Below are 12,222 nucleotides of genomic sequence, written 5' to 3'. Positions count from 1 at the left end.
GTTAGTCCATTTTCGATTGTAAGTAGTTTTGAATACCCATCAGTGAAATAAGCTCTAACTGAGCTTCGAGCCAATCTAAATGCTCCTCTTCATCTTCTAACAGATCTTCTAACATATCTCGGCTAACGTAGTCTGCGGAAAGCTCACACAAAGCAATGGCTTCGCGCAATGAAACAAGTTGCTCTTCGAGCATCACTTTGTCGCACTCCAACATCTCCTGGCTGTGCTCGCCGATGCGGATTTTATCCAGTTGCTGCAAGTTTGGCAGCCCTTCAAGGAACAATATCCGCTCAATCACCTTGTCGGCATGCTTCATGTCTTGGATTGATTTTTTATAAGCTTTTTCATTGAGCTCGCCCAAGCCCCAGTTTTTAAACATTCGGGCATGGAGAAAATATTGGTTGATTGCGGTTAGCTCACTGGTCAACACCTTGTTTAGCTGGCTAATGACCTTGGGTTGTCCTTTCATCTGCTCATCCTTAGTAAAATTGATCTATATCAATAAATACAGCCTAGAACAAAAAAGCACCAAACACAAATTAACCTTATATTTCAATTATTTATAAAGGGTAATCATTATCATTAGCGCTACAATTACTAATTAGCGTGTGCTCTATTAATTGACAATTTTATTGAGTAAAACTAGGGAATTGAGAGAAGCGCTTTGCAGATGTTGCTAATATTGAAAGCGCAGCTACGGATGCTCAATAGTCAATAAAATGGTCAACACCACTAAATATAGCGATAAAAGATATAAAAAAGGCCCCTAAAAAGGAGCCTTAATAACCGCAGTAGATTAGAACTTAGATGATTCTGTTCTGTTCTAACTTTTCACGGCGTTCTTGTTCAGCCATTCTGGCCTTACGTTTGTCGCACGGATCATCACAATCACATGCTTTCTCAATTCCTAGCGCGCCTAGACCACCGCAGCTTCCAGCCACCACTTGTCTCTTAACAAGATAACCTATCGACATTAAGAAAAAGAATACTAGTAACGCAACAAATGCCGCTATAAACGTGCTCATATTCGACCCTTACTACTGAGTAACGAAAGGTTTAAAAGCTTCACTATAAAAAACGTTAAAGCCATCTTCCTGCTTTTCTATTAGCATTATCGCAAGATGCTGGCGATTAGCAAGTTCTAGTGACGCCTGAGTCCCTAAAACCATCATAGCAGTGGCATAACCATCGGCGATCATAGACTCTTCATGCAGTACAGTGACAGACGCTAATCTATGGTTGATTGGGTAGCCCGTTCTTGGATCAATCAGGTGAGAGAAACGTTCGCCCTCCTCCTCAAAATAATTACGATAGTCACCAGAGGTTGCCATGGCCATATTCTCAAGTGAAATCACCTGTTGAATAGCGCCGCCCATCTCACCTGGTTGCTCTATGGCAATACGCCACAGCGAGCCATCTTCCTTAGTACCTCGAAGGCTAATTTCACCACCGATCTCAACCAAGTAACCCATTGGATGATACTTATCTAAAAGAGCGGCTATTTTATCAACAGCAAAACCTTTTGCAATCGATGAAAGATCGACATACAAATCAGGGTTTTGCTTGCTGACTTTATTTCCAGATAACGATAAATACTCGATACCCGTGCGACTTTTGGCTTCAGCAATAACCTCTTTCGTCGGGATCGACGTTGGACGTTTATCAGGACCAAAGCCCCACAAGTTAACTAATGGACCCAGAGTAATATCCAGAGCACCATCGGTAATTTTGTATAACTCGATGCCTTCCGCAATCACTTGAGCGGTATCTGCTGAGATTTCCATTTGAGCATTACGACTCATCTGATTGAATTTAGACAACTCAGAATTAGGTCGGTAAGTTGACATTTGATCGTTAACTTTTTCAAGTGCCAGATCAATTTCAGCTTGTAAGAGTTGAACATCCGGCAGCGATTCACTGCGCACAACTTTAATATGGTAAGTTGTGCCCATGGTGTTACCAGACAGTGAAATTACTTCAGTAGGTTTACCACATCCTGAAATAAAAAAGGCTAACCCAATAAGGGCCAGCCAGTTTACTAAGGTCTTAAACATTATGACCTAGATCTCCAATTAGAGAGTGTTAGCCACCAAAATCATCGAGTAAGATGTTTTCATCTTCGACACCAAGATCTTTAAGCATACTGATGACAGCAGCGTTCATCATTGGTGGGCCACACATATAAAATTCGCAATCTTCTGGTGCGTCATGATCACGCAGGTAGTTTTCAAACAACACATTGTGAATGAAACCCGTGTAACCATCCCAGTTATCTTCAGGCTGTGGATCAGACAGTGCAACATGCCACTTAAAGTTGTCATTATCAGCCGCTAGGCCATCAAAATCTTCAACGTAGAACATTTCACGGCTTGAACGCGCACCATACCAAAAGCTAATCTTACGCTTTGAGTTAAGACGCTTTAGCTGATCGAAGATGTGTGAGCGCATGGGTGCCATACCAGCACCACCACCGATAAAGACCATCTCTGCATCAGTTTGTTTGGCAAAAAACTCACCGAATGGACCAGAAATAGTGACCTTATCACCCGCTTTTAGGCTAAAGATGTACGATGACATCTTACCGCAAGGCAGTGTTAAATTACGCGGCGGTGGCGATGCAATACGTACATTCAACATGATGATACCTTCCTCTTCAGGATAGTTCGCCATTGAATATGCACGGATTGTTTCGTCATCAACTTGAGACTCAAGCTTAAAGAAACCAAAATGCTCCCAGTCACCACGGTACTGCGCAGGAATATCATAATCTGCATACTTTACATGGTGCGCAGGTGCTTCAATCTGAATGTAGCCACCCGCACGGAAAGGGACTGAATCGCCACCTGGGATTTGTAGCTTAAGCTCTTTAATGAAGGTCGCTTTGCTATCGTTAGAGATAACTTCGCATTCCCACTTCTTAACACCAAAGATCTCTTCATCTAATTCGATCTCCATATCAGCTTTAACGTTTACCTGACAAGATAAACGGCAGCCCTCACGAGCCTCACCCTTGCTGATATGATCCATCTCAGTCGGCAGAATATCACCACCACCTGATTTAACGTGTACTTTACACTGACCACAAGTACCACCACCACCACACGCAGACGATACGAAAATACCGCTCTCTGCTAGTGCGCCTAGTAGCTTTCCACCTGCCGGTGTTGTAATTGCTTTATCAGCATCATCGTTGATGCCGATAGTGACATCTCCGCTTGGTACTAACTTTGATTTGGCAAATAAAATAACCAAAACTAAAACCAATACAATTGCGGTAAACATACTCACACCGAGATATACATCGATTGGAGTAGATTCAATAATACCCATTAACTTATCCTTAAAGGTTCAAATTAAGACGTCGTTAGGTGTCTCTTTAGAGAGACACACCAGAGAACGACATGAAACCTAGAGCCATTAAACCTGCGGTAACAAAGGTAATACCCAGTCCGCGAAGCCCATTAGGAACATCAGCATATTTTAACTTCTCGCGGATACCGGCAAGTAAGACAAGTGCTAATGCCCAACCGATACCGGAACCAATACCAAACACTAAACTTTCAGTCAGGTTGTAATCACGCTCAACCATGAAAGATACGGCGCCGAAAATTGCGCAGTTTACAGTGATTAGCGGTAGGAAGATCCCCAACGCGTTATATAACGGCGGGAAATACTTATCCAATGCCATCTCAAGGATTTGTACCAACGCTGCGATAACACCGATAAAGGTGATGAACTTCAAGAAGCTCAAATCCGCATCTGGAACACCCGCCCAAGCTAATGCGCCTGGAGCTAGAATGCCTTGATAGATAATTTGGTTAACGGGAACTGAAATTGCCAGTACCACGATAACGGCAACACCTAAGCCCATAGCTGTTTTTACTTTCTTAGACACTGCTAAGAAGGTACACATACCGAGGAAAAAGGATAACGCCATGTTTTCAATGAAAACAGAACGAATTAGTAGACTAATATAATGTTCCATTGTGCTTATCCTTTTGCTTCTACTTGCTCTGGCTTCATAGTACGGATAATCCAGATCAATGCACCGATCAGGAAGAACGCACTAGGAGGCAGAAGCAATAAGCCGTTAGGCTGATACCAGCCACCGTCTGAAATCTTACTTAGGATTTCAATACCGAACAATGAACCATTACCGAACAATTCACGTACGAAACCAACAGCCAACAGGATTGCACCGTATCCAAGACCATTACCAATACCGTCCATGAAACTCATCAAAGGCGGTGTCTTCATCGCGTAAGCCTCTGCACGGCCCATCACGATACAGTTAGTAATAATCAAACCAACGAATACTGATAGCTGCTTAGCAACATCATAAGCATAAGCTTGTAGTACTTGGTCAACCACGATTACCAATGAAGCAATAATCGTCATCTGCACAATAATACGCACACTACTTGGAATGTGACTACGGATCATTGAGATGAACAAGTTAGACAGTGCACATACCGCAGTCAGTGCAATGGTCATTACAATCGCAGTTTCCATTTTAGCGGTAACAGCCAGTGCACTACATACACCCAATATTTGCAAAGCAATTGGGTTATTACTGAGGACAGGTCCAATTAGAACCTGTTTAAGTTCTTTAGCATCAGCCATTAGCCAAGCCCTCCGTTACGCGCTTTTTCGATAAAGCGAGCAAAGCCCTCTTCACCTAACCAAAAGTTGAGTGAATTCTGCACGCCATTACCTGTTAATGTGGCACCAGATAACGCATCAACACCGTGTGGAGAAGCTGCAACGACAGGATTTTTAGTGACGCTAATCGCTAGTTCACCCTTATCGTTATATAACTTCTTGCCGTTCCATTTAGCAATCCATTGTGGGTTTTGAACTTCACCACCAAGACCCGGGGTTTCACCAGAACCGGTAAAGCTATAGTAAACCAAGCTACGGATGGTATTGAGATCAGGCTCAACGGCTAAGAAAGCAAACATCGTTGACCACAAGCCATAGCCTTTAACAGGAATAATCACTGTTTGTAGCTGCTGATTGTCGTCACGCACAAGATAAACAACCGCTTCATTTGCGACCCGCTTCACTGACGCTATGTCATTTTGCGGAACAAAAGAAGTTGCCTTAGTACGCGCTGCTTTTTCAGTATCGAAAGTATCGGCTTTTTTGCTGTCACTATCTTCAACCCAGTCACCGCTTTTAAGGTTCACCAGTCTCGCTTCGACATACTTATTGTACATCTCTAAGACTTGCACCTTCTCTATTTTGCCTTCCTTAGTGTTGATAAGGCCAGCAGCTTCAAGAATGTACTTTTGCTTATCGAGTAGTTTGTTCTCTTGCTGAATGGGTTTCAATAACACTGCTGCCGTCGAAACGAATACAGAGCAGATGAAACACAAGCCAACAACAACAAACAGTGTTCTTCCGAACGAATCTTTATTACTAGCCACGAGCAATCCTCCGCTTAATATTCGACTGAACCACAAAATGGTCAAATAATGGAGCAAATAGGTTAGCGAACAAGATGGCCAACATCATGCCTTCTGGGAAAGCAGGATTGATAACACGAATGAATACCGCCATAGCACCGATTAAGATACCGTAGCCCCACTTCGCACTATTAGTGAAAGACGCTGAAACAGGGTCTGTCGCCATGAACATCATACCGAATGCAAAACCACCTAACACCAGATGCCAATACCAAGGCATGGCAAACATGGGGTTAGTGTCGCTGCCAATAAAGTTCAGTAGGAATGAGACGGCAATCATACCGGCCATTACACCACCCACGATACGCCATGAAGCAATACGGGTATAGATGATAACAGCGCCACCAATCAAGATAGCCAACGTCGAGACTTCACCAACGGAACCTGGAATGAAACCGAAGAACGCATCCCACCAGTTTTGAGTCAGTCCATACTCCAATGTGCCTTGCGCCGCTTGGCTCAGTGCCGTAGCACCCGAGAAACCGTCTGCAACGACCCAAGAGGTGTCGCCTGACATGCTTAACGGATAAGCAAAAAAGAGGAACGCACGACCAGCAAGTGCAGGGTTTAAGAAGTTACGACCGGTGCCACCAAATATCTCTTTCGCCACAACCACACCAAAGGTGATACCTAAAGCAACCATCCATAATGGAATTGTTGCTGGCAGTGTTAGTGCGAAAAGAATCGAGGTAACAAAGAAGCCTTCGTTAATTTCATGCCCGCGTACTGATGCAAATAGCACCTCCCAAATACCACCGACAGCAAACGTCACGGCATATATGGGTAAGAACCAACAAGCGCCATACCACATCAATGCGGCCACACCTGAGTTTGCAGTCAATTCAGTACCAAACATACCGAACAAAGCAACTTGCCACGTATCAGGAGAGGCAAAGCCTGCCACTAACGCGTCTTGTGCTTGTAAACCTACGTTGTACATACCGACAAACATAGCTGGGAATGCACATGCCCAAACCATAATCATCATACGCTTTAGGTCTAAGTTATCACGAACATGGGTACGACCCTTGTTCACCAGACCTGGCGTATAAAAGACAGTATATGCAGCTTCAAAAAGCGCATAAAACTTCTCATATTTACCGCCTTTTTCAAATTGCGGTTCAATATTTTCGAAAATTTGTTTTAAGCCCATTAGCCTTCCCTCACGATCGTATCTAAACAGTCACGTAGATATGACGCATAGTCATATTTACCAGGACATACGAAAGTACACAGTGCCAAATCTTCTTCGTCCAACTCCAATGCACCTAATGTCGCGGCGCCATCGTAGTCACCAGAGACCAGATCACGTAGCAGCATAGTCGGAAGAATATCCAGCGGCATGACACGCTCATAGCTACCAATGGGTACCATGGCTCGGTCCGACCCACCTGTGCTCGTTGTCATATTAAACAGCCGAGAAGGTGAAAGGTGGCCAAGGAATGCACGAGTGATGGAGAACTTGTCGCTGCCAGGCATCGCCCAACCGATGAACTCTTTCTCTGTGTCCTCTTCCAACAAGCTAATTTGGTTGTGGTAACGACCAAGATAAGCATGAGGACCAACAGCCATACGTCCACTCAAAACTGAACCAGAGACAATACGAACATTACCTTCGCTGGCTTCATTTTGGATCAGCTCAGCCATAGAAGCGCCAGCAACAGTGCGAACTAATCGAGGCTTAACCGCTTTAGGACCTGCTACAGATACCACACGCTGAGTGTTTAGCTCACCGGTAGTAAAGAGCTGGCCTATCGCGATAACATCTTGATAGTTAATCTGCCATACGGTTCTATTAGCTGAAGCGGGTAATAGAAAGTGTATATGGGTACCGGCTAGGCCTGCTGGGTGCGCCCCAGCAAACTCTTCAACTTGAGCATTTGCGCTAGGAATATCAGCGCCTGGAGCTTTACAAAGGTAAACTTTACCTTCGGTTAATTTTGAAAGTAGCGTTAAGCCATGTTCAAAATCTGCTTTATGCTCAGCAATCACCACTACAGGATCTGCAGCCAGTGGTTGAGTATCAATCGCGGTGACGAAAATACCGGCTGCAGTTGAATCAACTGCGGGTATTCTACTGAAAGGACGCGTTCGCAAAGCCGTCCACAAACCTGACTCGATCAGGTTGTCACGTACTTGCTGAGTCTCAACTGATTCTATTGCAGTGGCGTCAAATTTAGCAAAAGAGATACTTTCATCCCCTTCGACATCAATAACAACAGACTGCAGAACACGTTGAGCGCCCCGGTTAACTTCGGAAATGGTGCCACTGGCTAAAGCGGTATATTTCACACCCAGATTCTTTTTATCTTCAAAAAGAATCTGACCTTTTTTAACTTTATCGCCTACCTTGATTTTCATGGTAGGACGTAAGCCAATATACTCTTCACCCAAAATAGCTACATGGTTGATGGCAGGGCCATCATGAATAACTTGTTCTGGCCTACCGGCTAAGGGTAGGTCCAATCCTTTCTTTATTGTAATCATATCCACAAGCACTACGTTATGAAGGAAAGACAATGCGCCGCGTTCCTGCTAAACACACAAGTTTTAAACAAACCTTTTTTTCGTGTTGAGCTAGCGCAGATTTATCGCCGAAATGCGATCGCAATCACGCTGGTCGCGCGCATTTTACCGCAAATATCACTAGGTCGCCATGAAAAACATGTCTGTTTTAAAAGGTTGCCGACGTTTTAATAACAAACATCCCGAATTGGTGAAATGTTTGCGTTTCAATTAATCGTCACGGCTCACCCTTTATCCATATGTATAAAGGGGTTAATCGATTTCAGTGCAGAGAAGTGGAACAGACATTAGCGTTCTATTGTTAAGAATAGCCTTGAGTTCGAATGCCGATTATTTAATCAGCACGCCTTTATATTGTTAGTCAATATGACCAAAGAATCAGGTAATTGCGGCTCGAGTTAGGCGGCTATATAGACAAGGTGTCATTGATTTATCACCCTAAGCAACTCAAATAGCTTGTAAATTAATCTCCAAGTAGCGAGTTATTATGCTTAGGTGACCATTTAACGGAGTAATGGCCAAAAATAACTATCGCCACAGCGTTATCTCGTGACGATATAAAAACAAAAAAGCGGCCGAAGCCGCTTTTTAACATCATCGACACAAGCGACATTACAAGCCGTTTAAGATCTCATCGCTTAATGTGAGTTCATCGTTGCGGTTCACATTAATCCCCGCAGATATGATGCCGCGCGCAATTTCTTTAGCCTGATCTAATGAGTGCATCTCATAAGTGCCGCATTGGTATTCATTGAGTTCGGGAATTTCAGATTGCTTAACCACCGCAAGAACGTCTTGCATTGCAGCTAACCAAGCATCAGCCACAATCGACTCTGTTGGTGTACCGATAAGACTCATGTAAAAGCCGGTACGACAGCCCATAGGCGAAATATCGATAATCTCGACATTGCCACCATTAAGATGATCACGCATGAACCCAGCAAAAAGATGTTCAAGTGTATGGATCCCCCTTTCACTTAATATCTGTTTATTCGGCACACAAAAACGCAGATCAAATACCGTTATTGTATCGCCCATTGGGGTAGACATTGATTTGGCAACACGAACAGCGGGGGCATTCATTCGAGTATGGTCAACGGTAAAGCTATCTAATAACGGCATAATTAATCTCCAAATTCACTCTTTGTTTACAATTAAGCATGGTGTGGGTTACTGCCTTAATCGACTGTAAGCATCTTCTGATATCAAGTGATACTTACGTACCCCTGCTTCGTAGTCAATATAAGCGTCATAAACTTTTTTCATTAAAGGGTCTTGCTTAGATTGCTCGGCAATCACTTCTTTTGAAATAATCGCCAGCTTAGCCATTACCTCTTCGGGGTATTGCTTAAGAATAACGCCATGCTCATTCAGCAATGAATCCAAAGCAACAACATGTCTAACGGTGTACTCATCTAGCATATCTTGATTAATTGCCTTAGAAGCCACCCTAACAATACTTTGAAGATCTGCAGGTAGCGTTTCAAACGCAGCTTTATTAATCAAAAATTCTAAAGTACTGCCCGGTTCATGCCAGCCAGGGTAATAGTAGTACTTAGCCGCTTTATGCAAACCGAACGCTAAATCATTATAAGGCCCGACCCACTCTGTGGCATCGATAGCACCGGTTTGCAGCGCGGTATAGAGCTCACGACCTGGCAGTGTCACCGGTACTCCGCCCGCTTTTTTCAACACTTCACCACCTAAACCAGGCAGACGCATCTTTAAGCCTTTGAGATCATCAATAGAATTGATCTCTTTATTAAACCAGCCCCCCATCTGTACGCCGGTATTGCCACCCGCTAGTGGAATGATCCCGAAGGGTTGATACACCTCTTGCCACAACTCCATGCCACCACCATAGTGCAGCCAACCATTCATCTCTTGCGCATTAAGGCCAAAAGGAATTGAAGTAAAAAATTGTGCAGCGGGGACTTTTCCCTTCCAGTAATAGGCGGCACTATGTCCCATCTGCACCGTTCCTTGGCTCACAGCGTCAAACACTTCAAACGCAGGCATCAACTCCCCAGCGCCATAGACTTTGATATTGAGCCGTCCATTTGACATTTCGGTTACCAACTCAGCAAAACGTTCTGGCGCCATTCCAAGCCCGGGAAAATTTTTCGGCCAAGACGTTACCAACTTCCACTCAATCGGTTTCACTTCTGTCGTCGCGATCGCAACTGAAGGTGTTTCCTCTTTGCCGCATCCCGTCATCGCGATTACACTCAGCGCAATTGATAACGCTATAAATCGTTTCATCTCACTCTCCTTTGTCATCGTTTCCATATTTTGTCGCGGTTAATATCGCTCTGCAGATTAAGGCACCCGCACCTCTCTATTTTGTTAGCCGTAAATCACGCTGGGTAACCAGGTGATTAAGCTCGGCCAGAGACTTAAAATCAGCAACAGTAGTAGTTGAATCACCACAAAGGGCAACACGCCACGGTAGATATCACCGCTGCTAATGAGATCTTTTGTCACTCCACGCAGATAAAACAGTGCAAAACCGAATGGAGGGGTTAGAAATGAGGTTTGTAAATTCACCGCTATCATGATGCCAAGCCAAATAGGGTCTAAGCCCATGGCGAGTAATATTGGCGCCACTAACGGCACCACAACAAAAGTGATCTCTATAAAGTCGAGAATAAAGCCAAGTAGAAAAATCACCAACATCACCAGCAATGTGGCACCAATAACCCCGCCGGGCATATTGGTAAATAGCTGCTGAATTAACTCTTCACCACCAAAGCCTCGAAACACCAAGGAGAAAATAGACGCACCGATTAAAATAAGGAACACCATTGAGGTGACCTTAACTGTGCTTAACATCACCTCTTTGAGCACCGTAAAACTTAACTGTCTTTTCAATACCGCAATAACTAACGCGCCAAATGCCCCCACGGAAGCAGCTTCAGTCGGCGTGGCAACGCCAAATAGAATCGAGCCAAGTACCATAAAGATAAGCACTAATGGCGGCAGCAAAGCGTTTAATATTCGTAACACAAAATGCAGGTTAAACTTGCTGACGTCAGTCGGTTTTGGGAATCGTTCTGGTTTGAGTTTGATCAGCAGCAAGGTATAAAGGCAGTACATGCCGAGTAGTAACATACCAGGGATCAAAGCCCCCGCAAACAGATCGCCAACCGAGACCGATTTTGGGCTAAAAATGCCCATCTGCAACTGTGCTTGCTGGTAAGCATTGGACAATACATCTCCAAGTAGCACCAGCGCAATAGAGGGCGGAATAATTTGCCCTAGCGTGCCAGTGGCGCAGATAGCGCCGGCACTAAACGCGGGATCATAGCCGCGTTTTAACAGCGTAGGCAGAGACATCAGTCCCATAGTCACCACTGTGGCACCGACAATGCCGGTGCTCGCAGCGAGCAACATACCGACAAAGAAAACGCTAAAAATCAGCCCCCCTCGCAGACGACCAAACAGCTCTGCCATACTGGTCAGCAACTGCTCCGCAACTTTAGATTTTTCTAGCACCACCCCCATAAATACAAAGAGAGGTACGGCCATTAATATCGAATTGTTAATAATACCGAAAAGTCTATTAGGTAGCGCACCGAGTAGTGTCGAGTCAAAAACACCCATTAGATCGCCAATACCAGCAAACATTAAGGCAACGCCAGCCAATGTTAACGCGACGGGATAACCAAACATCAACACAATGCAGACAACGATAAACAATAAAATCGCCATTATTTAGCCCCAGTTGCAGGAGACAGAAATAATAATCGACTTAAGCGAAATAGCTCAACAATGCCTTGCAGCATCAAGCTCATGGTAAGCGCTAGCAGTAAGGATTTTTGAATATAAACAAAGGCCAAGCCTCCGGCTTCTACCGATGTTTCGCCATAGCGCCAAGATGCCAATACATAATCAAAGCTGGCATAGGTGATATAGAGGGAGACGGGGAACAGGAACAGTAATGTGCCAAGAAAGTCGACCCAATGCTGGCCTCGCGCAGAAAAGCGACGATAGAAGATATCAACCCGGACATGACCGTCGTGCTTTAAGGTATAGCCTGCGGCTAGAGTAAATACAGCGCCGTGAAGGTATAGCGCCATCTCTTGAATTGCTGTCGCCCCGGTACTAAAAATATACCTTAAAATGACCACAGCCAATGTCATTAGCACCATTAATAGGGTAAACCAACTTACCCCGCGACCGATGCTCTCGACCAGTTTCTCGAGTAATTTCATTATTATCAATAAGT

13 protein-coding genes are annotated in these 12,222 nt (G+C 44.4%); all 13 read right to left on the bottom strand.

Features of this window, described 5'->3' with window-relative positions; genetic code table 11:
- Position 1: 1 nt before the first annotated feature.
- Positions 2 to 469, bottom strand: a complete 468-nt coding sequence (bfr, locus tag L2755_RS15340) for a bacterioferritin (protein WP_202286135.1) — start codon at positions 467 to 469, stop codon at positions 2 to 4.
- 334 nt (positions 470 to 803) lie between these two features.
- Positions 804 to 1,025: a (Na+)-NQR maturation NqrM gene (nqrM, locus tag L2755_RS15335; RefSeq protein WP_248981555.1), complete on the bottom strand. Its 222-nt coding sequence runs from the start codon at positions 1,023 to 1,025 to the stop codon at positions 804 to 806.
- Between the two features lie 12 nt (positions 1,026 to 1,037).
- Entirely contained in the window at positions 1,038 to 2,054 is a 1,017-nt protein-coding gene (locus L2755_RS15330) for an FAD:protein FMN transferase (protein ID WP_248981554.1), read from the bottom strand.
- A gap of 28 nt (positions 2,055 to 2,082) precedes the next feature.
- Positions 2,083 to 3,330, bottom strand: coding sequence for an NADH:ubiquinone reductase (Na(+)-transporting) subunit F (nqrF, locus tag L2755_RS15325; protein ID WP_248981553.1), 1,248 nt, complete (start codon positions 3,328 to 3,330; stop codon positions 2,083 to 2,085).
- A 46-nt stretch (positions 3,331 to 3,376) separates the two neighbouring features.
- Positions 3,377 to 3,985, bottom strand: coding sequence for an NADH:ubiquinone reductase (Na(+)-transporting) subunit E (nqrE, locus tag L2755_RS15320; protein WP_101089960.1), 609 nt, complete (start codon positions 3,983 to 3,985; stop codon positions 3,377 to 3,379).
- A 5-nt stretch (positions 3,986 to 3,990) separates the two neighbouring features.
- Complete coding sequence (locus L2755_RS15315) at positions 3,991 to 4,623, bottom strand: NADH:ubiquinone reductase (Na(+)-transporting) subunit D (RefSeq protein ID WP_248981552.1); 633 nt, start codon at positions 4,621 to 4,623, stop codon at positions 3,991 to 3,993.
- The gene (locus tag L2755_RS15310) at positions 4,623 to 5,429 is read right to left on the bottom strand and encodes a Na(+)-translocating NADH-quinone reductase subunit C (RefSeq protein ID WP_248981551.1); all 807 of its coding nucleotides are present in this window, start codon (positions 5,427 to 5,429) and stop codon (positions 4,623 to 4,625) included. Before L2755_RS15310 ends, L2755_RS15315 begins: the two co-directional genes overlap by 1 nt.
- Positions 5,422 to 6,621, bottom strand: coding sequence for an NADH:ubiquinone reductase (Na(+)-transporting) subunit B (locus tag L2755_RS15305; RefSeq protein WP_248981550.1), 1,200 nt, complete (start codon positions 6,619 to 6,621; stop codon positions 5,422 to 5,424). The genes L2755_RS15310 and L2755_RS15305 overlap by 8 nt, the downstream gene beginning before the upstream one ends.
- A complete protein-coding gene (locus L2755_RS15300; RefSeq protein WP_248981567.1) occupies positions 6,621 to 7,955 on the bottom strand; it encodes a Na(+)-translocating NADH-quinone reductase subunit A in 1,335 nt (444 codons plus the stop codon). The genes L2755_RS15305 and L2755_RS15300 overlap by 1 nt, the downstream gene beginning before the upstream one ends.
- 651 nt (positions 7,956 to 8,606) lie before the next feature.
- On the bottom strand, positions 8,607 to 9,116 hold the full coding sequence (gene luxS / locus L2755_RS15295) for an S-ribosylhomocysteine lyase (protein WP_248981549.1): 510 nt from the start codon (positions 9,114 to 9,116) through the stop codon (positions 8,607 to 8,609).
- A gap of 48 nt (positions 9,117 to 9,164) precedes the next feature.
- Positions 9,165 to 10,211 carry a TRAP transporter substrate-binding protein gene (locus L2755_RS15290; protein ID WP_428847803.1) on the bottom strand — a complete coding sequence of 349 codons (1,047 nt, stop codon included), beginning with the start codon at positions 10,209 to 10,211 and terminating at the stop codon, positions 9,165 to 9,167.
- Between the two features lie 129 nt (positions 10,212 to 10,340).
- The gene (locus L2755_RS15285) at positions 10,341 to 11,705 is read right to left on the bottom strand and encodes a TRAP transporter large permease (protein WP_248981547.1); all 1,365 of its coding nucleotides are present in this window, start codon (positions 11,703 to 11,705) and stop codon (positions 10,341 to 10,343) included.
- Positions 11,705 to 12,208, bottom strand: coding sequence for a TRAP transporter small permease subunit (locus L2755_RS15280; protein WP_248981546.1), 504 nt, complete (start codon positions 12,206 to 12,208; stop codon positions 11,705 to 11,707). The genes L2755_RS15285 and L2755_RS15280 overlap by 1 nt, the downstream gene beginning before the upstream one ends.
- Positions 12,209 to 12,222: the final 14 nt, after the last annotated feature.

This window comes from Shewanella abyssi, from assembly GCF_023284025.1.
In the GTDB taxonomy this organism is placed as follows: Bacteria; Pseudomonadota; Gammaproteobacteria; order Enterobacterales; family Shewanellaceae; genus Shewanella; species Shewanella abyssi.
This window is presented reverse-complemented; position numbering and strand designations above follow the sequence as displayed.